The sequence below is a fragment of the Alphaproteobacteria bacterium genome, assembly GCA_019635875.1.
GTDB lineage: Bacteria > Pseudomonadota > Alphaproteobacteria > Reyranellales > Reyranellaceae > JAFAZJ01.
Genome location: JAHBYP010000005.1, coordinates 165729 through 191018, shown reverse-complemented (window position 1 = coordinate 191018; position 25290 = coordinate 165729). Strand labels below are relative to the sequence as shown.

Sequence of the window (25290 nt, the reverse complement as noted above, 5' to 3'; positions counted from 1 at the left end):
CCGCGAGCGGGGAGAGGGTCGGGGTGAGGGGTTGATTGTGGTTGCGCAGAATGGTGGTGCGCCACTCGATGCAGCCCCTCACCCCAACCCTCTCCCCGCTCGCGGGGAGAGGGAGAAGAGACGAGAAGCGCGCTCATGCCGCGTTCCTTTCGACGACCACGTGGCCCGCGCCGTTGAGCGTGGCGGTGAAGCCCTGTGGAACGAGCGTCGACGTCTCCGACTCGGCGATGATCGCCGGGCCCTGAACCGGTGCGCCCGGCGCCAGCGTGTCGCGGGCATAGACGCCGGCATCGACAGGCATGCCGCTGACCGGGTCGATCAGCGCGCGCGTGCCGTTGCGCGCCGGTGCGGGCTTCGCGGCGACCGACGGCTCGCGCCCCGGCAGGCTGCGCGCTTCGCTGAGCGACAAGGTCCAGCTCACCACCTCGATCTCGAGCTTGGGGATGATGCGGCCATAGAGCGCGCGGTAGACGTCCTCGAAGGCCAGCCGCAGGGTCTCGGACGAGGTGTCGGCGATCGGCACGCGCACCTCGTGGCCCTGGCCGCGATAGCGCATATAGGCGGTGCGCTCTTCGTGCAGGGCGGCGTCGGGCGCGCCCAGGCGCACGACGCCCTCGGCTTCCGCGCGCATCGAGGCGAAGAGCTCCGTGACGAACGCCGCATCGTAGGCGGCGAGCGACACGAGCCGCGAGCGCACGACTTCGTAGGAGATCGGCGCCTGCAGGAAGCCATGCGCCGAGCCGACGCCGGCGCCGACGGGAATCACGACGCGGCCGATGCCCAGCTTCTGCGCCAGCCGCGCGGCGTGCAGCGGCGCCGCGCCGCCGAAGGCGATCAGCGTGCGGCCGACCATGTCCTTGCCGTTCTCGACCGCGTGCACGCGCGCGGCGCTGGCCATGGTCTCGGTCACCAGCTCGGCGATGCCGTAGGCGGCGCGCGTGCGTTCCAGCCCGACCTTGCTGCCGACGAAGGACTCGACGGCGCTCTCGGCGGCCGACGGCGTCAGCTCGATATGGCCGCCGGCGAAGCCGCGCGGGTCGAGCCAGCCCAGCAGCAGGTCGGCGTCGGTGACCGTGGGCAGGGTGCCGCCGCGGCCATAGGAGGCGGGGCCGGGCACCGAGCCGGCGCTGTCGGGTCCGACGGTGATGCGGCCCAGCGCGTCGGTGCGCGCGATCGAGCCGCCGCCGGCGCCGATCTCGACCATGTCGATCACCGGGATGCGTACGGGAATGCCGCTGCCCTTCACGAAGCGTGCGGCGCGCGCCACCTCGAAATGCCGGCTGTATTGCGGGCGCAGGTCGTCGATCAGCGTGATCTTGGCCGTCGTGCCGCCCATGTCGAAGCTGAGCGCCTTGGCGATGCCGTTCTGCGCCGCCACGCCCAGCGCCATGACCACGCCGCCCGCCGGCCCCGACTCGGCCAGCCGCACCGGGAAGCGGCGCGCGGTCTCGATGGTGGTGATGCCGCCGGAGGACATGATCATCAGCAGAGGCGCGCTCGAGCCGAGATCGCGGAAGCCCTGCTCGAGCCGGCGCAGGTAGCTCTCGACCACCGGCAGCACATAGGCGTTGGCGACGGTCGTCGACGTGCGCTCGTACTCGCGGATCTCCGGGCAGACCTCGCTGGAGATCGCGATCACCGCCTCCGGGATGCGCCTGGCGATGATCTGCCGCGCGCGCCGCTCGTGCGCGTCGTTCTGGTAGGCGTGCAGGAAGCAGATTGCCACCGCCTCGATGCCGTCGGCGACGAGGCGGTCTGCGAGACGCTCGACGGCGGCCTCGTCCATCGCCAGCAGCGCCGAGCCGTCGGCCGCCATGCGCTCGGCGACCTCGTAGCGCAGTGGCCGCGGCACCAGCGGCTCGGGCCGCTCCATGTAGATGTCGTACTGCTCGAAGCGATGCTCGTAGGCGATCTCCAGCGAATCGCGGAAGCCCTCGGTGGTCACCAGCGCGGTGCGCGCACCCTTGCGCTCGATCAGGGCGTTGGTGATCAAGGTGGTGCCGTGGATGATCAGGCCGAGATCGGCGGGCTTCAGCCCGGCCTGCTTCAGCACCACGGCGGTTCCTTCCAGGACGCCGCGCTCCGGCGCGTCGTGCGTGGTGAGCACCTTGGCGGAAAGGGTCGGTCCACCGAGGTCGAGCACGAGATCGGTAAAGGTGCCGCCGATATCGACGGCGAGGCGGGTGGAGGTGCCGGTCATGCTTCTATCTCCCTCTCCCCGCGCGCGGGGAGAGGGTCGGGGTGAGGGGGAGTCTCAAGTTGCGCAGGGCGGCGGTGCGCCACTTGGCGCAGCCCCTCACCCCAACCCTCTCTTCGCTTGCGGGGAGAGGGAGTGAAGAGAAGAGCGTCATGATGAGCGCGCCGCGCGGATCGCCTGCCACACGGCCTGCGGCGTGGCGGGCATATCGAGGTGTTTCACGCCCAGCGGCCGCAACGCGTCGAGGATGGCGCTCATGATCGTCTGTGGCGCCGACATGCAACCGGCCTGGCCGGCGCCCTTCACGCCCAGCAGGTTCGATGCGGTGGGCGCTGACGGATCGAGATGTCCGGCGAAGCTCGGCAGGTCGGCGGCACGCGGCAGGGCATAGTCCATGAACGAGGCGCTCAGCATCTGGCCGCTGTCGCTGTCGAAGACGGTGTGCTCGAGCATCGCCTGGCCGATGCCCTGCGCGAGGCCGCCATGCACCTGGCCGAGGGTCAGCATGGGATTGAGCAGGCGGCCGTAGTCATCGACCAGGGTGTAGCGATCGAGCCGCACCGCGCCGGTTTCCGGATCGATCTCGACTTCGGCGACGTGGCAGCCATTGGGGAAGTCGAAGCGGTCACTGGAATTGTTGGCCAGGACATCGAGCCCCGGCGTCACGCCTTCCGGCAGGTTGGCGGCATCGCGCGCGGCCGCCGCCACGTCGAGCAGGCCGATGCCGCGGTCCGTGCCATCGACGATGAAGCGTCCCTCGACGAAGCGCACGCCCTCGACCGGCGCCTGCAGCAGATGCGCGGCGATGCGCCGGCCTTTCTCGAGCACCGCCTCGATCGCCATCACCAGCGCGGTGCCGCCCATCTGCATCGAACGTGCGCCGCCGTGGCCGTTGCCGCTGGGCAGCAGGTCGGTGTCACCCTGGCGGTATCGAAAAGTCTCGATCGGCAGGCCCAGCATGTCAGCGGCGACCTGCGGGTAAGTCGTCTCGTGTCCCTGGCCGTTCGACATTGTGCCCAGCGCCAGGCTCACGCCGCCGTCGGCGTCGAACGAGACACGCGCCACCTCACCCGGCGCGCCGCGCGCCGTCTCGAGGAAGCACGACAGGCCCCAGCCGCGCAGCATCCCGGTCGCCGCCGAGCGCTTGCGGCGCGCCTCGAAGCCCTGCCGGTCGGCGACGCGCAGCGCATCGTCGAGGTTGGCGACGAAGCGGCCGCCGTCGATCTGCATGCCCGTGGGCGTGCGATGCGGGAAGGTCGCGATCAGGTTGCGCCGCCTGAGCTCGACGGCGTCGATGCCGGTCTGCTCGGCCGCCTGATCGACAAGGCGCTCGATGAGATAGTTGGCCTCGGGCTTGCCGGCGCCGCGATAGGCGTCGATCGGCGGCGTGTTGGTGAAGGCGCCGCGCACCTCCATCGCCACCGCGGGAATGGCATAGACGCCGCCCATCGCGTTACCCGCCGACACGGTCGAGCTTCCCGGACCGTTGCCGGAAAGGTACGCGCCCATGTTGGCGATCGCCTGCACATCGAGCGCGAGGAAGCGGCCGGCCTCGTCGAGCGCCAGGCGCGCCCGCGCGCGGAAATCGCGGCCCTGCGCCGAGGTCAGGAAATCCTCGACACGCTCCGACACCCAGCGCACCGGCCGTCGCAGTTTGCGCGCGGCGTAGAGCACGTGCACCCATTCCGGATAGACGAAGTTCTTCATGCCGAAGCCGCCGCCGACATCCGGCGCGCTCACGCGCAGGCGATCCGGCGGGATTCGGAAGACCGACTCGGCGAGCTGGCGGCGGATGCCGTGCACGCCCTGGCCGGTCAGGATCAGGTGCATGCGATCCTGCGCCGCGTCGTAGGTGGCGATCGCCGCGCGCGTCTCGATCGGCGCGACCACGACGCGGCTGTTGAGCAGATCGGCGGCGACGATGTGCTTCGCCGCCGCCATCGCCTGGTCCACCGCCTCCTTGTTGCCGCGACGATAGAGATAGGCGGAGTTGCCGGGTACCTGCGGCCACAGTCGCGGCGCATCAGGCGCCAGCGCGGCGGCGGCGTCGACGACGGAGGGCAGCGGCGTGTAGTCGACCTCTATCGCCTCGGCCGCCTCGATGGCCGCTTCGACCGTCTCGGCGATGATGCAGGCCACCGGATCGCCGACATGGCGCACCACGTCCTTGGCCAGCGCCGGACGCGGCGGCACGATCAGCTTCTCGACGAACTCGATCGCCGCGGCGCAGGGCAGGTTGCCGATGCCGTCGGCGGCGAGGTCGGCCTCGGTGTAGATCGCGGCGACGCCCGGCAGCCGGCGCGCGGCGCCGGCGTCGAGCCGGTCGATGCGTGCGTGACCATGCGGCGAGCGCAGCACATGGGCGTGCAGGCACCCGTGAGGAATCGCGTTGGCGACGTAGGACCCGCGGCCGGTAAGAAACCGCGCATCCTCGAGGCGACTGAGCGACTGACCCTGGTATTGATCCGGCACTACGGGGTTCCCTGGCGATGGCTGGGCGGAGGCCAGTCTAGTCAATCTTCGTCCTCTTGGGAGCGCCGGCGTCTCGCCGGCTCATGATGGCGGCGCCAAGCGCCGCCTGCCGGCGGGACGCCGGCGCGCCCAAAGATCAGGCGCGCAAGGACTCCGTCTCCTCGCGGGCGCGGCGCCAGGCGGCGACTTCCTCGATCAGGATGTCGTCGACCGAGGGCGCCTCCTCGGCGGCGATCAGCGGGCGCAGGCGGGTCTCGACCAGCGACAGATGCTGGCTCATCGCCTTTACCGCCTTGGCGCGCTCGCCGGCGGCCAGCGCGCGGAAGATCGCGCGATGCTCCTCGCAGCCGCAGGCCGAGCCGACACTGGTCTCGTAGTGCGTCACCAGCATGATGGTGCGGCCCACCAGTTCGCGCGCCTGGCGCTCGACGATCGGATTGCCGGTCATCGCCGCCAGCACGTAGTGGAACTCGGCCGACAGGCGCTGCCACGTCGCGCGATCGTCGCGGCGCAGCGCGTCGGCCTCGCTGTCGACGTGGGCGCGCAACCGGGCCACCTGCTCGTCGGTGAGATGGTCGGCGAGATGGGCGGCGATGCCGGCCTCGAGGATGCGGCGCGCCTCATAGACCAGATGGCCTTCGCGCAGGTCAGGCTTGATGGTGAAGGCGCCGCGGTTCTTCACCAGCATCAGCAGCCGTTCGTGGCCCAGCCGGTGCAGCACCTTGCGCACGCGCTCGCGGCTGACGCCGAAGATCTCCGCCAGGCGCTGCTCGCGCAGCTTCACGCCGCCGGGCAGCCGTCCGGCCAGCAACAGGCGGGACAGCAGCGCGTGGATCTCCGACTCTTCCATGGCCCGGAGGGTATCGCTTCTCATCGCCGGATTGCCAGCATGGACCGTGCCAATCGCTTGAGAATCACGCACAAAAAAGTATGGATTGTGCACAAAAATGGCGCTGAGGGCTGGTCTATGTCTGGGCTGAATAGGGCCATATGATTGATTCTAAAGGAAACTTTTTTCGACTCGCGCTTGGCACACTCATTGCGACCCGTATCGCCAATGCCGCATTTCTGCGGCGGGCGAGAGGGGCGAGAGATGGACAAGCTTCAATCGACAAGGCCGGGCCGGCGCGCCGTCCTGCGGGCGGGTGCGGGCCTCGTGACCTTGCTGGCGGCGCCCGCGGTGGCGCGGGGGCAGGCGAAGGAACTGGTCGTCGGCGGCGCCGCCGGCCACAAGCCGTGGGTCGAGGCGACGGTCGCGCCGCTGTTCGAGAAGAAGTACGGCGCCAAGATCATCTTCGAGGGCACGCGCTCGCTCGTGAACCTCGAGAAGATGCAGAAGAACAAGGGCAAGCAGTACATGTCGGTCGTGCAGATGGACGATCCGGTCATGATCCTGGCGGTGAAGGAGGGGCTGCTCGAGCCGCTGACGGCGGCCAAGGCGTCCAACCTGCCCGACCTGCTGCCCGGCTCGACCCACATGGACGGCATGTGGGCCAACTACCTGCAGCCCTGGCTGGGCGTCGCCTACAACAGCAAGGTGATGAAGACGCCGCCGACCTCGTGGGCCGACATCTTCGACGCGAAGTACAAGGGCCGCATCATCATCCCCTCGCTGCAGAACACCGAGGGCCTGCCCAACCTGTTCGCCGCCGGCATGCTGGCCGGCGTATCGGTCGCCGACGCGCAGAAGGACACCGACGCCGGCTTCAAGAAGCTGGCGACGCTGAAGCCCAACCTGCTGACGATCTACACGCAGCAGCCGCAGGCCTTCAATCTGCTGGAGCAGGGCGAGGCCTACATGATCGCGCCGGCGATGTCGTCCTATGCGCTGGAGCGCAAGGCGGCCGGCGCGCCGATCGATCTCGCGGCGCCCAAGGAGGGCGTGTTCGCCATGCCCTCGGGCATCGCCGTGATCAAGGACTCGCCGAACCAGGAGCTGGCCTTCGCCTACGTCAACGAGATGCTGGGCGTCGAGCTGCAGAGCAAGCTCGCCGGCCCGACCTTCTCGCTGGCGACCAACAAGGTCGTTCCGCGTCCGGCCGGCCTGTCGACTGACGTCAGGATTCACCAGATCGACTGGGCCAACGTCGCTGCCAAGCGCACCGAGTGGGTGACGCGCTGGGACCGCGAGATGGCGCGGTAGGCGCACGCCAGTGGCGCCGGGCTTCCTCTCGATCACGGGTGCGGCCAAGACCTTCGGGGCCGCGACCGTGCTCGACGGCGTGGACCTGTCGGTCAGCCGCGGCGAGTTCATCTCGCTGCTGGGCCCGTCGGGCTGCGGCAAGACCACCTTGCTGCGCATCGTCGCCGGGCTGATGACACCGGAGCGGGGCCGGGTCGATCTCGACGGCGAGGACATCACGCGCCGCCCGCCGCACCGGCGCGACGTCAGCGTGGTGTTCCAGAACTACGCGCTCTTCCCGCATCTGAGCGTGGCCGAGAACGTCGCCTTCGGGCTGAAGGCGCACGGGGCGAGACGCGAGGACATCGCGCCGTCGGTCGCACGTTTCCTCGATCTGGTGCAGATGGGCGCCTTCGCGTCGCGCTCGGTGAAGGGGCTGTCGGGCGGCCAGCAGCAGCGCGTCGCGGTGGCCCGCGCCCTGGTGGTCGGCCCCAAGCTGCTGCTGCTCGACGAGCCGTTCTCCGCGCTCGATCGCAAGCTGCGCGAGGCGATGCAGATCGACCTCAAGCGCCTGCTGCGCGACGTCGGCACCACCGCGATCTTCGTCACCCACGACCAGGACGAGGCGCTGACCATGTCCGACCGGATCGCGGTGATGCATGCCGGGCGCATCGAGCAGCTCGACACGCCGGCGGCGATCTACGAACGGCCGGCGACACCCTTCGCGCTGGACTTCGTCGGCCTCTCGACGCGGCTCGGCGGCAGGGTGGCGCAGGCGGCCAACGGTATGGTCGTGGTCGACACCGAGATCGGTCCGGTGCGCGGCAGGGCGAACTTCCTGCCGGGCAGCCCGGTGCTGGTCGGCGTGCGGCCCGAGCGCATCGCCATCGGCGAGACGAGGGAGAACCGCATCACCGCTTCGTTGCGCGACGTCGCATTCCAGGGCGCGCGCGTGCAGCTGCACTTCGACGCGCCGGCGGACGGCCGCATTCTCGCCGAGGCGCCCAGCCTGCCGGCCGCCGCCGGGCCGGGCACGACAATGACGCTGTCGTGGTCGGTCGAGGACACGCTGGTCTATCCGGCGGCCCAGGCCGCTTCATGAGCACCCTGCGCCGATTCGATCCGGTCCTGCTGCTGGCCGTGCCGGCGGTGGCCTACCTCGCGCTGATCTACGGCGCGCCCTTGCTGATGCTGCTGGGCCGCAGCGTTCTCTCCGACGGCACGCCTTCGCTGGCGCCGTTCATCGGCTTCTTCGGCGACGCGTTCAACTGGGCGGTGATCGGCAACACATTGCGCATCGCCCTGCTGGTGACCCTGGTCTGCCTGGTCATCGGCTATCCCACGGCGCTGGCACTGACGCGCGCGCGCGGCGCGGTGCAGATCCTGATCCTGATCGCGATCATCCTGCCGCTGTCGGTCGGCGTCGTGGTCAAGGCCTTCGCCTGGCAGATCGTGCTGCGCCGCGACGGCGTGGTATCGCAGTTCATGATCGGCACCGGGCTGTGGGACGAGCCGCAGCGCCTGCTATTCACCGAGGCGGGTCTCGTCATCGGCGCCGCCAACGTCTTCGTGCCGTTCATGATCCTGCCGATCTACTCGGTGCTGAAGCTGATCGATCCGCGGCTGGGCGAGGCGGCGGCGACCCTGGGTGCCTCGCCGGTACGCCGCTTCTTCACCGTCGCCCTGCCGCTGTCGCTGCCGGGTATCGTCACCGGCATCGCCTTCGTCTTCTCGATGGCCGCCTCGATGTACGTCATCCCCAGCCTGCTGATCGGCGACCGCTTCCAGACGCTGGCGACGCTGACCGGCCGCTCCTTCCTGTTCATGCGCAACGAGCAGCTCGGCTCGACCACCGCCGTGGTGCTGCTGGTGCTGACCGTCGCCATCGTCATGCTGAGCGCCACCCTGTCGAAGCGGCTGGGAGGCGGCACGTGACGGCGACCGAACGCATCGCCGGCGCCGTTGTCTGGGCCCTCGCCGCCGCCACCATCGTCTTCATGCTGACGCCGCTGGTGGTGACGGTGGTGGTGTCCTTCGGCTCGAGCCCGGTCTTCACCCTGCCGGCGCCGAGCTGGTCGCTGCGCTGGTACGAGGCGCTGGGCCGCTCGCGCGAGCTGTGGCCGGTGGCCGCGACCTCGCTGCAGCTCGCCGCGCTGTCGACGGCCGTGGCACTGGTGTTGGGCACGCTGTGCGCCATCGGCCTGCTGCGCGGCGGCTTCCGCGGCCGCGAGGCGGTGGTGACCTTCCTCGTCTCGCCGCTGATGCTGCCGGGCCTGGTGATCGGCATCGCCATGCTCGAGGCTTTCCGCGGCATGGGGCTGCGCAACGTCTGGGCCAGCCTCGCCATCGCCCATGTCGTGATCACGTTGCCCTATGTCGTGCGTACCGTGTACGCAGCCCTTGCGCTGTTCGACTTCACCCTGATCGACGCGGCGCGCACGCTTGGACTGTCGTACGGTAGGGCGATCCTGAAGGTGCTGGTGCCCTCGCTGGCGCCGGCCTTCCTGACCTCGGGCATGTTCGCCTTCCTCGCCTCGATGGACAATTACCCGATCTCGATCTTCTTCGCCGATGCCTGGACCAAGACGCTGCCGATCCAGATGCTGCAATATGTCGAGGAAAGTCCGGATCCGATGATCGCGGCGATCTCGACCCTGCTGATCCTGCTGGCCGCGTCCGTGCTCTTTGTCGGCGACAGGCTGGTCGGGCTGCGCCGCATGGTGGACCTGTGATGCTCCCGGGATTCAGTACCGATCGCGACTATCTCGGCTATGGCGGCACGCCGCCACAGGTGCGCTGGCCCAACGATTCGCGGCTGGCGGTCTCCGTCGTGGTCAACGTGGAGGAGGGCGCCGAGCTTTCGCTCGGTCACGGCGACGAGCGCAACGAAAGCGTCTACGAGGTCGTGGAGAATATCGAGGGCGTGCGCGACCTGTGCATGGAGTCGCATTTCGAGTACGGCACGCGGGCCGGCTGGCCGCGAATCCGCGCGCTGCTCAGGAGCCACGGCGTGCGCGCGACCCTGAACGCCAACGGTCGCGCGCTCGCCTTCTCGCCCTGGCTGGCGCGCGAGGGCGTCGCGGACGGCCACGAGGTCGCCGCCCATGGCTGGCGCTGGGAACGCCACGCGCACATGAGCGAGGCGCAGGAGCGCGACGCCATCGCGCGCACGGTGGCGGCGATCACCGCGGCGGCCGGCACGCCGCCGCTGGGCTGGCACACGCGCTCGGCGACGTCGGTCAACACGCGGCGCCTGCTGCTGGAGCATGGCGGCTTCCTTTACGACTCCAACGCCTACAACGACGACATGCCGTACTTCGTCGATGTCGGCGGCAGGGCGCATCTCGTGCTGCCCTATGCCTTCGATACCAACGACATGCGCTTCACGCGCCAGGGCGGCTTCGTCTTTGGCGACGACTTCGCGCGCTACTGCATCGATGCCTTCGACCGCCTGTACGAAGAGGGCGCGCACGCCCCGCGCATGATGTCGGTCGGCCTGCACCTGCGCATCATCGGCCGCCCCGGCCGCATCGGCGGGCTGGAGAAGCTGCTGACCCACATGACGTCGAAGCCCGGCGTCTGGTTCGCCCGCCGCGAAGAGATCGCCCGCCACTGGCTGGCCAATACCCAGCGCTGAACGACCCAGCCAAGCCGTCATCCCGAGCCCGGCGAGGATCTTTCCGCAGCATAGGGATCCCTCGCTGGGCTCGGGATGACAGCAGTCAACGATGCTCGATACGGGCGGCGAGTGCCGGTGCGAGGCCTTGGGTCGGCTTGGGCGCGGGGCGGCGGAAGGCGCCGGCGCTTGCCTTGCGCGGCTTCAACGCCACCAGTGCCTCGGCGAGCTTCAGCGCCGCCTGCGCCTGGTCGACCACCGGCACCGGGATGCGGTCCGCGACCTTCGCGGCGAGTCCGGCCAGCGGCGCGCCGGCGAGGATCACCGCATCCGCTTCGTCCTCGATCACGGTACGCCGGGCGAGCGCGACGATCACGTCCTCCTTCTCGTCCTGCACGTCGGCGATGTCGGTGAAGCTCTCGTCGAGCATGCGGATGGCGGCGCAGCGGCCGCTGAGCCCATGCATGGCGACGCATTCCTCATACCAGGGGCCCAGCGCGCGCGCGAAGGTGACGATGGCGAAGCGGCGGCCCAGCATGCAGGCGGCCAGCATGGCGGCCTCGGCCAGGCCGACGATCGGGATGTCGAACAGCTCGCGCGCGCCCATCAGGCCGGGATCGCCGAAGGCCGCGATGATCGCGGCGTCGGCCTTGTCGTGGTGCTCGGCCAGCATCTCCAGCGCCACCGCGCCGCCGATCTGCGCCTCGGCACGGGTGGCGATGTAGGGCACGCCGCGCGGCGCGGTCAGCGGCACGATCTCGGTCGTCGATTGCGCGACGGTCTGGGCCGCCGCGCGCAGACGCCCGGTGATCGCCAGGCTCGTATTCGGGTTCAGAAGCAGGATGCGCATGACTCCTCCCGTGGGACACATGGCAAGTCCCGGGCCAATGGACGCGGCGCGGCCGTGCGCCTATGCTGTCGGACGAAAAATGAAGATGTCGTGGAGGAAGCTGCCATGGGAATGGGTCGCATTCGTCGCCGTACCGCCGTTGCCGGCGCCCTCGCCGCCGGCCTGCCGCTGCCGGCGCTGGCTCAGGGTGGGCCGATCAAGATCGGCATGAGCATGCCGCTGACCGGCGGCCTGGCGGCGGGCGGCAAGTCGGCGCTGCTCGGCATCGAGGTCTGGCGCGACGACATCAACGAGAAGGGCGGGCTGCTCGGCCGCAAGGTCGAGATGATCGTCTACGACGACAAGTCGAGCGCGGCGGAGACGCCGGCGATCTACTCCAAGCTGCTCGACGTCGACAAGGTCGACCTGATCTTCGCGCCCTATGCCACGGTACCGACGGCGCCGATCATGCCCATGGTCAAGCAGCGCGACCTGCTGCTGATGGGCAATTTCTCGTTCCAGGTGAACCGCACGGTCAAGCACGACAAGTGGTTCAACAACGCGCCCTGGGGGCCGGCCGATTCCTGGGCGCGCGCCTTCGTCGAGCTCGGCATGAAGTCGGGCGCGGAGTCGATCGCGCTGATCGGCGCCGACCAGGAATTCGCGCAGAACCTCCTGAAGATCGCCAAGGCGATCGCCGAGGAGAAGAAGCTCAAGGTCGTCTACGAGCAGAGCTATCCGCCGGCCACCGTCGAGTTCTCCGCCATGGTGCGGGCGATCCGCGCGGCGCGGCCCGGCATGGTCTTCGTCTGCTCCTATCCGCCCGATTCGGCGGGCCTCCTGCGCGCCGTCAACGAGATCGGCGTCGGCGAGAGCGTCAAGGTGTTTGGCGGCGGCATGGTCGGCCTGCAGTTCAGCGCCGTCGCCGAGGCGATGGGCTCGCTGCTCAACGGCGTGGTCAACTACAATTCCTACCTGCCCGAGAAGTCGATGGAGTTCCCGGGGTCGAAGGAGTTCTTCGCCAAGTACCAGAAGCGCGCGGTCGAGGCGAAGGTCGATCCGCTGGGCTACTACCTGGCGCCCTTCGGCTACGCCATGGGCCAGATGATCGAGCAGGCGGCGGCCGCGACCAAGTCGATCGATCACAAGAAGCTCGCCGACTTCCTGCGCAGCAGCGAGATGCCGACCATCGTCGGCCCGATCGCCTTTGCCGCCGACGGCGAGCGCAAGGAATCGGCGACCCTGATGGCGCAGTACCGCGGCGTCGTCGACAAGAACCTCGAGCAGTTCCGCAATCCCGGGAAGCAGATCATCCTGTTCCCCGAGAAGTGGAAGACCGGCGACCTGGTGCAGCCCTTCGAGAAGGCGCGCAAGGGCTGACGCATTGTCCACTGCAGCGAGATTGTCATCCCGAGCGCAGCGAGGGATCCAGGGTCGGCCTGGATCCCTCGTTGCGCTCGGGATGACAGCCGTGGCCTAGCCGATGTTCTCCTGGGAATTGCTGCTCGACGCCATCGTGCTGGGCGCGATGGTGGGCTGCTTCTACGCCGCCGTCAGCATCGGGCTGTCAATCTCGTTCGGCCTGCTCGACGTGCCCAACGTCGCGCATCCAGCGCTGCTGGTGCTGGCGTCGTACGGTGCCTGGCTGCTGGGCGACTTCGGTATCGACCCGATCGTCGCCGGCCTGATCCTGATGCCGCTGTTCTTCGTGATCGGCGTCGCGCTCTACCGCTTCTATCACGAGACCTTCGAGAGGCGCGGCAGCCAGGCGGGGGTGCGCGGCCTGGCCTTCTTCTTCGGCGTCGTCTTCATCATCGAGGTCTGCATCATCATCGCCTTCGGCGTCGATCAGCGCACGGTGCAGGCCTTCTACATCGGCAAGAGCGTCGAGATCCTCGATATCCGCATCCCCATGCGCATGCTCGCAGCCTTCGCCATCGCGCTGCTGTTGTCGCTGGCGCTGGCGGTGTACTTCGCCAGGACCTTTCTCGGCCGCGCCATTCGCGCCGTGGCCCAGGACGAGGAAGCGCTGCGGCTGATGGGCGCCAATCCCGTGCGCATCAAGCAGTGGGCCTTCGGCATCGCCACCGCGGTCGCCGCTCTCGCCGGTGCCCTGCTGATCATCGTCCAGCCAGTCGAGCCGACGCTCGATCGCGCCTATATCGGCCGCACCTTCTGCGTGGTGGTGATGGCCGGGCTGGGCAGCATGTCCGGCACGCTGGTCGCCGGCCTGATCCTGGGCATCGCCGAGACCATCGTGCTGACGCTGTTCGGCGCCTCCTGGGCGCCGGCGATCTCCTTCACGCTGCTGCTGCTGATCCTCGGCGTGCGCCCGCAGGGGCTGTTCGGGCGATGAAGGGGGCAATCGCCGATACCTTCCCTTACCTCCAGTCGCGCAAGCGCGCCCTTGGGGGGAAGATATGAGTTCCCGCGCCCTGCCATTCATCATCGGCGCCGGCGTCTTCCTCGCGCTGGCCATCGTCGCGGCGTTCACGATTGGCAACGAGTACGTCTTCTTCGCCGGCTTCGTGATCCTGCAGTTCGTCGTGCTGGCGACGGCATGGAACATCCTCGGCGGCTACGCCGGCTACGTGAATTTCGGCACGGCGGCCTTCTACGGCATTGGCGTCTACACCGCCGTTGCGCTGGTCAAGTTCGTCGACGCGCCGCTCTATCTGCAGATCGGGGCCGCGGCGCTGGTCGGCGCCGCGCTGGGGCTGGGTGTCGGCCTGCTGACATTGCGCCTGCGCGGCATCTTCTTCTCGATCGCCACCGTCGCCATCATCATCATCGCCGAGACGCTGATCACCAACTGGAAGTTCGTCGGCGGCGCCACCGGCGTGCAGCTGCTGCGCCCGCCGCCGACGGCGCCCTTCGACTCCTACGTCAAGATGCTGTTCGTCGTGGCCGCCGTCCTGGTGGTCATCGCGGTGAGCCTGGCGCGCTACATCCAGGTCTCCGGCATGGGCCGCGGCCTGCGCGCGGTGCGCGACGACGAGATCGCCGCCGAATGCTCGGGCGTGCCGACCCTGAACCTGAAGCTGCGCGCCTGCGCGCTGTCAGGCGCGCTGATGTGCGCCGCCGGCGCACCGTCGGCGATGTACCTGCAGTTCGCCGATCCGGCGTCGGCGTTCAACCTCAACTATTCGGTCTCGGCGCTGGCGATGTCGCTGATCGGCGGCACCGCGCACTGGATCGGCCCGGTGGTCGGCGCCATCCTGCTGGCGACGACGCAGCAGCTGCTCACGGTTACCATCTCCTCGGAGATCAACGTGCTGGTGCTGGGCGTGATGCTTGTGCTGTTCGTGGTCGCGGCTCCCGAGGGCATCATCGGCCTGGTGCGCCGGATCTGGCGGCGGGGCCGGCCATGAGCGAGGCGCTGCTGCAGGTCGACAACGTGTCCAAGCGCTTCGGCGGATTCACGGCGCTGCAGGACATCTCGCTGGCCATCCGGCCGGGCGAGCGCTTCGGCCTGATCGGCCCCAACGGTTCGGGCAAGACGACGCTGATCAACTGCATCTCGGGCGTGCTGGCGAGCGACAGCGGCTCGATCCGCTTCCTCGGCCAGGAGATGCGCTGGCTGCCGGCGTACCAGCGCACGCGCCGCGGCATCGCGCGCAGCTTCCAGGTGCCGCGGCCGTTCAGGTCGATGACCGTGCTCGAGAACCTCCTGGTGGCGATCGACTTCGCGGTGATCGGGCACGGCCTGTCGAGCCGCCAGGCCGACGACGAGGTCATGGTGATCCTCGAGAAGATCGGGCTGGCCGGCAAGGCGCAGGCGCTGTCGAGCCAGCTCTCGCAGGTCGAGCTTCGCAAGCTGGAGCTGGCGCGTGCCATGGCGGCGCGGCCCAAGCTGCTGATCTCCGACGAGGCGATGGCCGGACTGGCCGGCGCCGAGGTCGAGGAGGTGCTCGAGGTGCTGCGCAAGCTCAACGCCGAAGGCATCACGGTGATCATGATCGAGCACATCATGCAGGCGGTGATGCGCTTTTCCGAGCGCGTGATGTGCCTCGATGCCGGCCGCATCATCTGCGAGGGCACGCCGCAGGAGGTCATGGCCGACAAGGGCGTGCAGGAGGCCTATCTTGGCGCTTAGGCTGGTCGCCTCCGGCATCGACGCGCGCTACGGCGCAGTGCGCGCGCTCAACGGCGCCTCGATCGAGGTCGGCGGCGGCGAGACCGTGGTGCTGCTGGGCACCAACGGCAACGGCAAGAGCACGCTGATGAAATGCCTGATGGGGCTGGTGCGGCCGGTGTCGGGCTCGATCACGCTGGAGATCGAGGGCGCGACGCACGATCTCACGCGCATGCCACCAGAACAGGTAGTCGGGCTGGGCGTGGCGCTGGTGCCGGAAGGCCGCCGCCTGTTCCCCAAGCTGACGGTCGAGGAGAACCTGATGCTGGGCGCCTATCGCCGCAGCGCGCGCGCCCAGACCGCCTCGAACATCGCCTTCGCCTACGACGCCTTCCCGGTGTTGTCCGAGCGCCGCCGCCAGCTCGCCGGCACCATGTCGGGCGGCCAGCAGCAGATGCTGGCGATCGCCCGCGCCCTGATGTCCTCGCCACGCCTGCTGCTGATCGACGAGCCCTCGGTCGGCCTGTCGCCGCTGCTGGTGAGCCAGACCATCAGCAAGATCGAGGAGCTGAAGAAGAAGTTCGGGCTGACCGTGCTGATGGCCGAGCAGAACTTCCACCAGGCCGTGCGCATCGCCGATCGCGGCTATGTCATCGTCCACGGCGAGATCGCCTTCGAAGGCAAGACCGTCGAGGAGCTGCGGTCGAACGAGATCGTCAAGCAGCTGTATCTCGGCGGTGCGTAGAGCCTCCCCTGTCATCCCGGACGCAGCGAGGGATCCAGTCATCTTCCCTGGATCCTTCGCTTCGCTCAGGATGACAGCGGAAGGCCGACCCGCCTGCGCAGCGCCTCGTCGCGCGTCGAGGCGTCCTGGCCGATCAGGTCGTCGGCGGCGGGGTCGCACAGGTACATCAGCGCGCGCACCGCGTGCTCGACCGGCGCGAGGTTGGCGCGCGGGATCTGGCTGATCATGTTGATGCCCGAGGCGCGGATCTTGACCTGCATCGCGGTGTCGATCGTGCCGGGCGAGAAGCCGAAGACGCGGATGCCCTTGCCCTCGCTCTCCAGCGCGATGGCGCGCGTCATCATCGCCAGCCCGGCCTTGCCCGAGCAATAGGCGCTCCAGCCCTCGAGCGGCCGGTAGGCGGCGCCGGAGGAGACGTTGACGATGGTGCCGCCGCCGCCCTCCAGCATGCCGCCGATCACCGCGCGCACGACGTGGTAGGCGCCGACCAGGTTGATCTGGATGTTCTGTGCCCAGAGGGCGGGGTCCGACGTCGCCAGCTCGGCGATCGGCTCGATCACGCCGGCGTTGTTGACCAGGATGTCGAGCCCGCCCAGCTTCTGCCGCGTCGCCGCCACGACGCGCTCGACGGCGGCGTAGTCCGACACGTCGCAGGCCATCGCCTCGGCCTTGCCGCCCGATGCGGTGATCTCGCGCGCCACCGCCTGCACCGCCGCCGCATCGCGCGCGATCAGCATCACCGCAGCGCCCTGCGCGGCCATCGCGCGCGCCACGCCTTCGCCCAGGCCGCGGCCCGCGCCGGTGATCAGTGCCGCCTTTCCGTCGAGTCGAATCATCATCAGGTCCTCTGTCGCGTCCGTGCGATCACCTTATACTCGACCCGTGTCGCCTGAGGGGTTGGTTGTGATGCAGAACGACAACTGGGGTACGCGCGCGCGCATCGGCCTGTTCATCGTCGGCGTCGAGGCGGTGCCGGAAGCCGAGTGGTGGGCGATGGCACCGCCTGGCGTGTCGATCCATGCCGCGCGCATCACCGCCAACACGCCCTGGGCGCGCTGGCGCGCGGACAGGAGTGGTGTCGAGCTGGCCGACGATCTCGCGAAGGGTTGCCGGCAGTTCGCCGGCATGCGTCTGTCGGCCGTGGTGCTGGCGCACACCTCCAGCAGCGTCGTCGGCGGCAAGGGCTGGGACGATGCCGCCGTGACGGCGATGAGCCAGGCGCTGGGCGGCGGCGCGCTGGTGACGACCAATGGCCAGGATACCCTTGCAGCACTCGCGGCCAGCGGCATGAAGCGGCCGTTCCTCGTCGTGCCGCCGTGGTTCCCCGACGGCACGGTGCAGGCGGCGCTGGGCTACTTCCGCGACCACGGCGTCGAGATGGCCGGCCATCTGCGCATGGATCCCGGCCCGACCTGGCGCGAGGTGCCGCCCGTCGAACTCTATCCGCGCGGCTTCGGCTTCGAGCAGGACGTCGAGTCGCTCTACGAGCAGATCAGGGCGGCGTGCCCGCCCACCGCCGACGGCGTGCTGATCGGCGGCACCGGCTTTCGCTGCGTGGGCATCATCGCGGCGCTGGAGAAGGAACTGGGACGACCTGTCGTGACCGCCAACCAGGCCAGCCTGTGGCGCTGCCTGCGGCACGCCGGCGTGAAGGATCCGATCGAAGGATACGGAGCGCTGCTCAGATCTTCGCGATGATCTCGGCCTTGAACCGGCGCATCTCGGCGATCACCTCGGCGGCGCTCGGGCGGCCGAAATCGATGTCGATGGCGGTGACGCCCAGGTCGCGCAGCGCGCGCAGATCGGCGGTGACGTCGGCGTCGCTGCCCGAGAACAGTCGGCGCTCGCCGTCGCTGGCCAGCGGCGGCACCGCCGCGCCGTAGCGCTTCACGCGATAGGCGACGCCGATGGAGTGCGGATCGCGGCCGCGCTCGGCGGCGAGCTTGCGCAGGCGCGCGATGCCGGCGCGCAGGCGCGGCAAGGTGTCGAGCAGGTGCTGGTTGTTCGAGCCGATCGGATACCACGCATCGCCGACACGCGCGGCGCGGCGCATCGAGGGCCCGCTCTCGCCGCCGACCCAGATCGGCGGATGCGGGCGCTGCAACGGCTTGGGCTCGAGCACGACGCCGTCGACATTGACATAGCGTCCGGCGAAGCGCGGCGAGGGTTCGCGCCACAGCACGCGGAAGGCGTCGATGTACTCGTCGGTCACCGCACCGCGTTCCGCGAAGGGCGTGGTGACGACGGCGTCGAACTCGGACTTGAGCCAGCCGGCGCCGATGCCGACGACCAGCCGTCCGCCCGACAGCACGTCGAGCGTCGCCAGCATCTTGGCCGCCAGCACCGCCGGACGATGCGGCACCACCATGACGGCGGCGACCAGCCGGATGCGCTGCGTCCTGGCCGCGACGTAGGCCATCGCGATCAGCTGCTCGTGGCGCTCGATCGGCGCGCTTTCGTAGAACTCGCCGGTCTCGGAGTAGGGGTAGCCGGGCACCTTGGTGTCGGGCAGCACGACGTGGTCGGTGAGCGTCAGGTAGTCGAAGCCCAGCGCCTCGCCGGCGGCGGCGATGTCGAGCATCGAGCCGACCGCCGACAGCGGACCGGAATTCGGCAGGTTGAAGCCGATCTGCATGCGTCCTTCCCCTTACCTTCCCCGGAGGGGAAAGGTGGCAGCGCGAGGCGCTGACAGATGGGGGATGCCTCAAGGCACTCCGAGTCCGTCTTCGACATCCCCCATCCGCCCTGCGGGCACCTTCCCCCTGCGGGGGAAGGCTTTACTTGGCCGGCGCTGGCGTGGCCGCCTTGATGTTGGAGCGTTTGATGTGGTCGAGGTTGCTGCCCTCGATGCGCACCAGGCGGGTGAGCCCGTCGCGCTTGGGCGAGTGCACGACGCCGACGTCGTAGAAATGCGCGTCGCCCGGCTTCATCACGTAGGTCGTCGTCGGCTCGACCAGCGAGGGCGAGGTCTCGTCGCCCTGCTTGACGATGCGCCAGTCGGTCATCTCGGTGTCGCCCTCGGCCAGCCCATAGATCGCCCAGCTCGGGCCGTGGTCATGTGGCGCGCCGTGCGCCGGCTTCTCGTAGACGTGCCCGCAAATGCAGAAGCCGAGCTCGGGGTCCTCGTAGAGCACCTTGCGCGGCTTGCACTGGTCGGCCGTCAGGTGCCGGGCGATGAACGCATCGTCGCGCAGCACCTTGGCCACGATGGCGCAGACCGCCTGCTTGCCTGCCGCGCCGGGATCGGCCTTCAGGGCGGCGCGAATCTCGGCGCCGATTTGCTCGAGCGTATGGGTCATGAAACGCCTCCTTGCCATTGAACGTTAGTTCAGCGCCTGTGATCGCGCTAGCATGAAGCTTGCAGGGAATGCTCCCGAGGGAACGGAGACGGTGCCGATGGAACCGAACCAGGCCGTGACACCCGAGAAAGACCTCCCGCTGCGCTACGACATCCGGCTGCTGGGCCGCATCCTGGGCGATACGGTGCGCGCCCAGGAGGGTGATCAGGTGTTCGAGCTGGTCGAGCGCATCCGGCGCACCGGCGTGCAGTTCCACCGCGAAGCCGACGAGGCCGCCCGCCGCGAGCTGCAGGCGATCATGAGCAACCTGCCGACGGGGCAGGCGATCCGCATCATCCGTGCCTTCGGCTATTTCTCGCACCTCGCCAACATCGCCGAGGACCAGCACCATATCAGGCGCACGCGCACCTATGCGCTGGCCAAGGCGCCGCCGCGGCCGGGCTCGATGGCCTATACGCTCGGCCGGGCGCGCGAGGCCGGCGTGTCGCGCGAGCGGCTGCAGGCGTTCTTCGAAAGGGCGCTCGTCGGTCCGGTGCTGACGGCGCATCCCACCGAGATCCGCCGCAAGAGCTCGATCGACCGCGAGATGGAGATCGCGCACCTGCTCGACGAGCGCGACCGCATCCAGTTCACGCCCGATGAGCTGACCGCCAACCGCCGCGCGCTGCGTCGTGCCGTGCTCACCCTGTGGCAGACCAGCATCCTGCGCGGCTCGCGCCTGCGCGTGATCGACGAGGTCGCCAACGGGCTGGCCTATTACGACCACACCTTCCTCCACGCGCTGCCGGCGTTCTACGCCGACCTCGAGGACCGACTGGCCGCCGTCCCCCAGTGGCAGGACATCGAGGTGCCGTCCTTCCTGCGCATGGGCAGCTGGATGGGCGGCGATCGCGACGGCAACCCCTACGTCACCGCCGAGGTCACGCGCCAGGCGCTGTCGATGCAAAGCCAGCGCGCGCTGCGGTTCTATCTCGACGAGCTGCATCGCCTGGGTAGTGAACTGTCGCTCGACGGGCGCGTCGTCGCGATCTCCGATGCCCTCGGCGCGTTGGTCGAGGCCTCGCCTGATCGCGCGCCGGAGCGCCAGGACGAGCCCTACCGCCGCGCCATCGTCGGCATCTACGCCCGGCTGGCGGCGACGGCGCAGGCGCTCGACGGCATGGCGGCGCCGGTACCGCCGGTCGCGCCGGCACCGCCCTACGAATCGGCCGCCGCGCTGAAGGCCGATCTCGACGCCATCGACCAGTCGCTGAGCGGGCACGGCTCGCTCGGTCTGGCGCGCGGCCGGCTGCGCGCGTTGCGCCGTGCGGTCGACGTCTTCGGCTTCCATCTCGCGGCGCTCGACATCCGCCAGAATTCCGACGTGCACGAGCGTGTCATGGCCGAGCTGCTCGAGGCGGCGGGCACGTGCGACGACTATCTGGCGCTCCCCGAGCCCGAGCGCGCGGCGCTGCTGGTGGGCGAGCTCGCCAGCATGCGGCCACTGGCATCGGCCTATCAGGCCTATGGCGAGGATACGGCCACCGAGCTCGACATGCTGCGCGTCGCCGCCGATGCGCACCGGCGCTACGGCGCCGCCGCCATGCCGCACTACGTGATCTCCAAGGCCGACAGCGTTTCGGACATCCTGGAGGTCGCGGTGCTGCTCCGGGAGGTCGGTCTGCTGCGGCCGCGCGAGGGCCGCCTCGAGGTCGATATCGTGCCGCTGTTCGAGACCATCGGCGATCTGCAGCGCTGCGGCCCGATCATGGACGAGCTGCTCGGCCTGCCGGCCTATCGCCGCCTGCTGGTCTCGCGCGGCGGCGTCCAGGAAGTGATGCTGGGTTACTCCGACAGCAACAAGGATGGCGGCTATCTCACCTCGACCTGGGAACTCTACAAGGCAGAGCTGGTGCTGGTCGACCTCTTCAAGCGCCACGGCGTCGGGCTGCGCCTGTTCCATGGCCGCGGCGGCTCGGTCGGGCGCGGCGGAGGGCCGAGCTACGAGGCGATCCTCGCCCAGCCGCCGGGCGCGGTGCAGGGTGCGATCCGCATCACCGAGCAGGGCGAGGTGATCGCCGGCAAGTACTCCAACGCCGAGGTCGGCCGGCGCAATCTCGAGACGCTGGCGGCGGCAACGCTCGAGGCCAGTCTGCTCGACGCCGACCAGCCGCCGCCGGACGAGCATATCGCCGTCATGGAAGAGCTGTCGGCGCACGCCTTCGGCGCCTATCGCGCGCTGGTCTACGAGACCGAGGGCTTCGACCGCTATTTCCGCGAATCGACCGTGCTGGGCGAGATCGCCAATCTCAACATCGGCAGCCGTCCGGCATCGCGCTCGCAGAAGCAGCGCATCGAGGATCTGCGGGCGATTCCGTGGGTTTTCAGCTGGGCGCAGTGCCGGCTGATGCTGCCGGGCTGGTACGGCTTCGGCGCGGCGGTGCAGGCCTTTGTCGCGGCGCATGCCGACGGCATGGCGCGGCTGCAGGCGATGCACGCGGATTGGCCGTTCTTCCGCACCGTGCTGTCGAACATGGACATGGTGCTGGCCAAGAGCGACATCGCCATCGCTTCGCGCTACGCCGAGCTGGTCGCCGACGAGGCGCTGCGCGGCTCCATCTTCGGCCGCGTGCGGGCCGAGTGGCGGGCCGCGATCGACGCGGTCTGCACCATCACCGGCCAGAAAACCCTGCTGGAGCGCAATCCCCTGCTGGCGCGCTCGATCCGCAACCGCTTTCCCTATATCGATCCGCTGAACCACGTGCAGATCGAACTGCTCAAACGCCACCGCGCCGGCGACAACGATCCCGCCACCGTGCAGGGCATCCACCTCAGCATCAACGGCATCGCGGCGGGGTTGCGAAATAGCGGGTGAGCAAAGCCCGTCGTCCTTCGCTGCGTTCAGGACGACGGAGTGTTCCAGTCCAGAGGGATCGCCCGGCGCTCGCGGATGGCGCGTTCGATCTCCAGGCAGATCACCTGGCTGGGCAGGGCGGCGCGGGCGGAGACCAGCGGTGCGCGGCGCGGCACATCCGCGATCAGGCGGCGCATCTGCTCTTCGAGCTCGTAGACCTCGCCGGATTTCTCGATCGGCACGATCTCGGCGTCGCCGCTGCCCTTGCGGCGCAGCTTGAGCTCGAAATCGGCGGTCGGCGTGCGGTCGGTGGCGCCGGCCCACCAGGTCCGAATCGCACCGTCGGTGCCGGCGATCTCGGTCACCAGGGAATGCTCGAAGCCGCCGAGGCATTGCGAGAACGAGGCATAAGCGCCATCGCCGAAGCGCATGGTGCAGGTGAAGGAATCGTGCATGCCCTCGCCCAGCGGCGAGAGGTGGCCGTCGGCCGACAGCTCGACCGGCAGGCCGCTGCCCTGGAAGTACAGCAGCAGCAGGTCGATGTAGTGCACTGCCTCCTCGAGGACCCATGAGCCGACCTGTGCGCCGGTGAGGCGCCAGTTCGCGGCGCCGCCGCGGAAGGGGCGACGGAACAGCAGGCTGTTGGCATAGCGCGGCTGGCCGATGGCGCCCTCGTCGACGAGGTCGCGGATGCGGCCCCATTGGCGCGAGGTGTGCAGCTGCAGGCCGACGCCGACATAGCGATCGGAGCGCTCGGCCGCGTCGACGACGCGACGCGCATCGGCCAGCGTGGTCGCCATCGGCTTCTCCAGCAGCACGTGCTTGCCGGCTTCGAGCGCCGCCAGCGTCATGCCGGCGTGCAGGTGGTTGGGCGTGACGATGTCGATCAGGTCGATGCGTGGATCGCGCAGCAGCGCCTCGTAGTCGCGATGCACGTCCACGCCAGGCAGCGCGGCGGCGGCGCGGGCCGACTCCTCGTCGCCGCAGACCACGGATGCGAGCGTGAGTTCGGGGATGGCGGCGATCACCTGACCGTGCACGCGGCCCCAGGCGCCATATCCGACCAGTCCGATGCGCACGGTTCAGCCCTCCAGCGCCCGCGTCACCAGGCGATGGAAGTGGTGCACCGCAGCCTCGCCGTGATGCGGGTTGGCGGCGTCGTGGACGATGCGGCCGCGATCGTAGCCCAGCGAATTCAATCCGCGTTGCACGCTCTCGCAGATCGCCACGTCCTCGGGGCCGAAGACCTCGCGCTCATAGGCCGCGCGCGCCGAATCCAACCCGGCTCCCGACGGCGCGAAACGCTGGAAGCGGCGCACGGTGTGGCCCGTGCCGTCGGGCAGGATGGTGCCGACAGCGACCTCCGGCGTGCCCGGCATCACATTGATCACCGTCGAAGGAAACAGCCACCAGAAGAGCGCGCGCTTCTCACCGGCGTCGTCGGCGACCGGGTAGGCGGCGTTGTTGCCGCTGCGCAGTGCGCCCTTTTGCGACGACCACAGCCCTTGCACCGTCATGCGATAGCTCGCCATGTCGACCAGGTCGCAGAAGCCCGGATGTGCCGGCGCGCAGTGGTAGCATTCGAGGAAATTGTCGACGACGACCTTCCAGTTGGCGGCGATGCGCCTCGGTTCGCCGAAGGGGCGGGCCCTGTAGCTTGGCAGGGCCGGCAGCATGGCGCGCAAATCGGCGTCGAGGTCGCCGGCAAGCGCGGTGAGCGACGTCGCGTCGGGATCGAGGTTGAAGAAGACAAAGGCGTCGGCCAGCACGTCGACGCGCACCGGCTTGAGGCACAGGCGGGCTGCGTCGAAGTCGGGCTGACGCTCCAGCCCGCGCGCACTCAGCAGGCGGCCGTCGTCGGCGTAGGACCAGGCGTGGTAGGGACAGACGATGGTGCGCGTATTGCCGCGTCCGTCGAGCAGCTCGTGCGCGCGGTGCTGGCAAACATTGTGGAAGCCGCGCAGCACGCCGTCGCGTCCGCGCATGACGATGACGTTCTGATCGAGCAGTCGGGCGGTGACGTAGTCGCCGGTCCGCTCAAGCTCGCTCAAGCCCCCGGCATAGTGCCATGCGCGGAAGAAGAGCGCCGTCCGCTCGCGCGCGAGAACGTCCGGGTCGACATAGAAGCGTCCCGACAGCGTGGTCGAGCGGGCCGGTTCGTCGTGCGGCATGTCGTCAGTCTTTCACCGTCACGCCGGCGAGCCGCTCGAAGATCTTCACGACGGCCGAGCCGTCCTGCTTGTTCAGGCCCTGGGCGCGCGCCATCTGATAGACCTGCTGCGTGACATTGGCCAGCAGCAGCGGCACGCCCAGGCGCTTGGCGAAGGCGGTCTCCAGCTCCTGGTCCTTGTAGGAGATGTCGACCGTGCCGCCCGGCGCGTAGTCGCCGGCGAGAATGCGCGGCACGCGCAGCTCCCACGCCGCACTGGCGCCGGTCGAGACGCGCACGACCTCGTAGATGGTCTTCGGATCGAGCCCGGCCTTGACGCCCAGCACCAGCGCCTCGGCGACGGCGACCGTGTTGACTTGCACCAGCATGTTGTTGATCAGCTTCATCGCCAGCCCGCTGCCCAGCGGCCCGACATGGAAGGCGCGGTTGCCCATGGCATCGAACAAGTCCTGGCACTTGGCGAAGACCTCCGCTGCGCCGCCGACGATCACCGACAGCTCACCCGACTGCGCGCGGCCGGTGCCGCCGCTGACCGGCGCGTCGAGCATGCCGATGTCGAGCGCGGCGAGGCGATCGGCGAAGCCGCGTGCCGCGAAGGGATCGATGGTCGACATGCAGAGCACGATGTGCCCGGGTTTGGCGCCGCGGATGATGCCGTGCGCGCCGATGATCACCTGCTCGGCCTGCTCGGTGGTCTCGACGATGACGATGGTGCGCTCGACCGCGGCGGCGACCTGCTCCGCCGTATCGGCAACCTCGGCGCCCTTCGCTTTCAGCGGTTCGGTCTTGGTCGCGTCGATGTCGTTCACCACCAGCGCGAAGCCGGCCTTCGCGAGGTTCAGCGCCATCGGCCCGCCCATCGCGCCCAACCCGATGAATCCGACCTTGCCGGCCATGGTGGTCTCCTGGTTGGTGTCGTCCTGAGCGCAGCG

General features: G+C 69.2%; 22 protein-coding genes. 12 read left to right on the top strand and 10 right to left on the bottom strand.

Features of this window, described 5'->3' with window-relative positions:
* Positions 1–133: 133 nt before the first annotated feature.
* The 3 genes from KF889_18945 to KF889_18935 all read right to left on the bottom strand — a co-directional run bounded on the left by KF889_18945 (position 134) and on the right by KF889_18935 (position 5543).
* Positions 134–2200, bottom strand: a complete 2067-nt coding sequence (locus tag KF889_18945) for a hydantoinase/oxoprolinase family protein (GenBank protein MBX3501524.1) — start codon at positions 2198–2200, stop codon at positions 134–136.
* Between the two features lie 147 nt (positions 2201–2347).
* Positions 2348–4669, bottom strand: a complete 2322-nt coding sequence (locus tag KF889_18940) for a xanthine dehydrogenase family protein (protein MBX3501523.1) — start codon at positions 4667–4669, stop codon at positions 2348–2350.
* 136 nt (positions 4670–4805) lie between these two features.
* Positions 4806–5543, bottom strand: coding sequence for a GntR family transcriptional regulator (locus tag KF889_18935; protein MBX3501522.1), 738 nt, complete (start codon positions 5541–5543; stop codon positions 4806–4808).
* A 219-nt stretch (positions 5544–5762) separates the two neighbouring features.
* Between KF889_18935 and KF889_18930 the strand changes: the two genes are divergently transcribed.
* The 5 genes from KF889_18930 (at position 5763) to KF889_18910 (ending at position 10428) form a co-directional block, all read left to right on the top strand.
* Positions 5763–6812, top strand: a complete 1050-nt coding sequence (locus tag KF889_18930; GenBank protein ID MBX3501521.1) for an ABC transporter substrate-binding protein — start codon at positions 5763–5765, stop codon at positions 6810–6812.
* Between the two features lie 10 nt (positions 6813–6822).
* Positions 6823–7893: an ABC transporter ATP-binding protein gene (locus KF889_18925; protein MBX3501520.1), complete on the top strand. Its 1071-nt coding sequence runs from the start codon at positions 6823–6825 to the stop codon at positions 7891–7893.
* Positions 7890–8726: an ABC transporter permease gene (locus KF889_18920; protein MBX3501519.1), complete on the top strand. Its 837-nt coding sequence runs from the start codon at positions 7890–7892 to the stop codon at positions 8724–8726. Before KF889_18925 ends, KF889_18920 begins: the two co-directional genes overlap by 4 nt.
* A gap of 62 nt (positions 8727–8788) precedes the next feature.
* Entirely contained in the window at positions 8789–9523 is a 735-nt protein-coding gene (locus KF889_18915; GenBank protein ID MBX3501518.1) for an ABC transporter permease, read from the top strand.
* Positions 9523–10428 carry an allantoinase PuuE gene (locus KF889_18910; protein MBX3501517.1) on the top strand — a complete coding sequence of 302 codons (906 nt, stop codon included), beginning with the start codon at positions 9523–9525 and terminating at the stop codon, positions 10426–10428. Before KF889_18915 ends, KF889_18910 begins: the two co-directional genes overlap by 1 nt.
* A gap of 85 nt (positions 10429–10513) precedes the next feature.
* On the opposite strand, the gene KF889_18905 is transcribed toward KF889_18910, so the two are convergent.
* Positions 10514–11257, bottom strand: a complete 744-nt coding sequence (locus tag KF889_18905) for an aspartate/glutamate racemase family protein (protein MBX3501516.1) — start codon at positions 11255–11257, stop codon at positions 10514–10516.
* A 105-nt stretch (positions 11258–11362) separates the two neighbouring features.
* Here KF889_18905 and KF889_18900 point away from each other — a divergent pair, with 105 nt between their 5' ends.
* From KF889_18900 to KF889_18880, 5 genes are all read left to right on the top strand, one after another.
* Complete coding sequence (locus KF889_18900) at positions 11363–12616, top strand: amino acid ABC transporter substrate-binding protein (GenBank protein MBX3501515.1); 1254 nt, start codon at positions 11363–11365, stop codon at positions 12614–12616.
* Between the two features lie 103 nt (positions 12617–12719).
* Positions 12720–13592 carry a branched-chain amino acid ABC transporter permease gene (locus KF889_18895; protein ID MBX3501514.1) on the top strand — a complete coding sequence of 291 codons (873 nt, stop codon included), beginning with the start codon at positions 12720–12722 and terminating at the stop codon, positions 13590–13592.
* A gap of 64 nt (positions 13593–13656) precedes the next feature.
* Complete coding sequence (locus KF889_18890) at positions 13657–14607, top strand: branched-chain amino acid ABC transporter permease (GenBank protein ID MBX3501513.1); 951 nt, start codon at positions 13657–13659, stop codon at positions 14605–14607.
* Positions 14604–15332 (top strand): ABC transporter ATP-binding protein, encoded by a 729-nt coding sequence (locus tag KF889_18885; GenBank protein ID MBX3501512.1) that lies wholly within the window; start codon positions 14604–14606, stop codon positions 15330–15332. The genes KF889_18890 and KF889_18885 overlap by 4 nt, the downstream gene beginning before the upstream one ends.
* Entirely contained in the window at positions 15250–16056 is an 807-nt protein-coding gene (locus KF889_18880) for an ABC transporter ATP-binding protein (protein MBX3501511.1), read from the top strand. The genes KF889_18885 and KF889_18880 overlap by 83 nt, the downstream gene beginning before the upstream one ends.
* A 65-nt stretch (positions 16057–16121) precedes the next feature.
* Here KF889_18880 and KF889_18875 read toward each other — a convergent pair whose 3' ends face one another.
* The gene (locus KF889_18875) at positions 16122–16889 is read right to left on the bottom strand and encodes an SDR family oxidoreductase (GenBank protein MBX3501510.1); all 768 of its coding nucleotides are present in this window, start codon (positions 16887–16889) and stop codon (positions 16122–16124) included.
* A gap of 73 nt (positions 16890–16962) precedes the next feature.
* Between KF889_18875 and KF889_18870 the strand changes: the two genes are divergently transcribed.
* Entirely contained in the window at positions 16963–17754 is a 792-nt protein-coding gene (locus tag KF889_18870; protein MBX3501509.1) for a hypothetical protein, read from the top strand.
* On the opposite strand, the gene KF889_18865 is transcribed toward KF889_18870, so the two are convergent.
* Both KF889_18865 and KF889_18860 read right to left on the bottom strand, forming a co-directional pair.
* Entirely contained in the window at positions 17738–18691 is a 954-nt protein-coding gene (locus KF889_18865) for an LLM class F420-dependent oxidoreductase (protein ID MBX3501508.1), read from the bottom strand. The genes KF889_18870 and KF889_18865 overlap by 17 nt on opposite strands.
* 142 nt (positions 18692–18833) lie before the next feature.
* Positions 18834–19355, bottom strand: coding sequence for a hypothetical protein (locus tag KF889_18860; GenBank protein MBX3501507.1), 522 nt, complete (start codon positions 19353–19355; stop codon positions 18834–18836).
* Positions 19356–19452: 97 nt separating this feature from the next.
* Between KF889_18860 and ppc the strand changes: the two genes are divergently transcribed.
* On the top strand, positions 19453–22209 hold the full coding sequence (gene ppc, locus KF889_18855) for a phosphoenolpyruvate carboxylase (protein MBX3501506.1): 2757 nt from the start codon (positions 19453–19455) through the stop codon (positions 22207–22209).
* Between the two features lie 26 nt (positions 22210–22235).
* Here the strand turns inward: ppc and KF889_18850 are convergent, their stop codons facing one another.
* The 3 genes from KF889_18850 to KF889_18840 are packed head-to-tail and all read right to left on the bottom strand — an operon-like array spanning position 22236 to position 25254.
* Positions 22236–23267 carry a Gfo/Idh/MocA family oxidoreductase gene (locus KF889_18850; protein MBX3501505.1) on the bottom strand — a complete coding sequence of 344 codons (1032 nt, stop codon included), beginning with the start codon at positions 23265–23267 and terminating at the stop codon, positions 22236–22238.
* 3 nt (positions 23268–23270) lie between these two features.
* A complete protein-coding gene (locus tag KF889_18845; GenBank protein ID MBX3501504.1) occupies positions 23271–24359 on the bottom strand; it encodes an aromatic ring-hydroxylating dioxygenase subunit alpha in 1089 nt (362 codons plus the stop codon).
* Between the two features lie 4 nt (positions 24360–24363).
* A complete protein-coding gene (locus tag KF889_18840) occupies positions 24364–25254 on the bottom strand; it encodes an NAD(P)-dependent oxidoreductase (GenBank protein MBX3501503.1) in 891 nt (296 codons plus the stop codon).
* Positions 25255–25290 lie beyond the last annotated feature (36 nt).

Excerpts from the sequence above, each read along its gene's own strand:
- KF889_18890 (MBX3501513.1), top strand. The coding sequence starts at position 13,657 with ATGAGTTCCCGCGCCCTGCCATTCATCATCGGCGCCGGCGTCTTCCTC.
- KF889_18910 (MBX3501517.1), top strand. The coding sequence starts at position 9,523 with ATGCTCCCGGGATTCAGTACCGATCGCGACTATCTCGGCTATGGCGGC.
- KF889_18885 (MBX3501512.1), top strand. The coding sequence starts at position 14,604 with ATGAGCGAGGCGCTGCTGCAGGTCGACAACGTGTCCAAGCGCTTCGGC.
- KF889_18945 (MBX3501524.1), bottom strand. The coding sequence starts at position 2,200 with ATGACCGGCACCTCCACCCGCCTCGCCGTCGATATCGGCGGCACCTTT.
- KF889_18880 (MBX3501511.1), top strand. The coding sequence starts at position 15,250 with ATGCCGGCCGCATCATCTGCGAGGGCACGCCGCAGGAGGTCATGGCCG.
- KF889_18865 (MBX3501508.1), bottom strand. The coding sequence starts at position 18,691 with ATGCAGATCGGCTTCAACCTGCCGAATTCCGGTCCGCTGTCGGCGGTC.
- KF889_18930 (MBX3501521.1), top strand. The coding sequence starts at position 5,763 with ATGGACAAGCTTCAATCGACAAGGCCGGGCCGGCGCGCCGTCCTGCGG.
- KF889_18870 (MBX3501509.1), top strand. The coding sequence starts at position 16,963 with ATGCAGAACGACAACTGGGGTACGCGCGCGCGCATCGGCCTGTTCATC.
- KF889_18840 (MBX3501503.1), bottom strand. The coding sequence starts at position 25,254 with ATGGCCGGCAAGGTCGGATTCATCGGGTTGGGCGCGATGGGCGGGCCG.
- ppc (MBX3501506.1), top strand. The coding sequence starts at position 19,453 with ATGGAACCGAACCAGGCCGTGACACCCGAGAAAGACCTCCCGCTGCGC.
- KF889_18905 (MBX3501516.1), bottom strand. The coding sequence starts at position 11,257 with ATGCGCATCCTGCTTCTGAACCCGAATACGAGCCTGGCGATCACCGGG.
- KF889_18915 (MBX3501518.1), top strand. The coding sequence starts at position 8,789 with ATGCTGACGCCGCTGGTGGTGACGGTGGTGGTGTCCTTCGGCTCGAGC.
- KF889_18845 (MBX3501504.1), bottom strand. The coding sequence starts at position 24,359 with ATGCCGCACGACGAACCGGCCCGCTCGACCACGCTGTCGGGACGCTTC.
- KF889_18860 (MBX3501507.1), bottom strand. The coding sequence starts at position 19,355 with ATGACCCATACGCTCGAGCAAATCGGCGCCGAGATTCGCGCCGCCCTG.
- KF889_18895 (MBX3501514.1), top strand. The coding sequence starts at position 12,720 with ATGTTCTCCTGGGAATTGCTGCTCGACGCCATCGTGCTGGGCGCGATG.
- KF889_18935 (MBX3501522.1), bottom strand. The coding sequence starts at position 5,543 with ATGAGAAGCGATACCCTCCGGGCCATGGAAGAGTCGGAGATCCACGCG.
- KF889_18920 (MBX3501519.1), top strand. The coding sequence starts at position 7,890 with ATGAGCACCCTGCGCCGATTCGATCCGGTCCTGCTGCTGGCCGTGCCG.
- KF889_18900 (MBX3501515.1), top strand. The coding sequence starts at position 11,363 with ATGGGAATGGGTCGCATTCGTCGCCGTACCGCCGTTGCCGGCGCCCTC.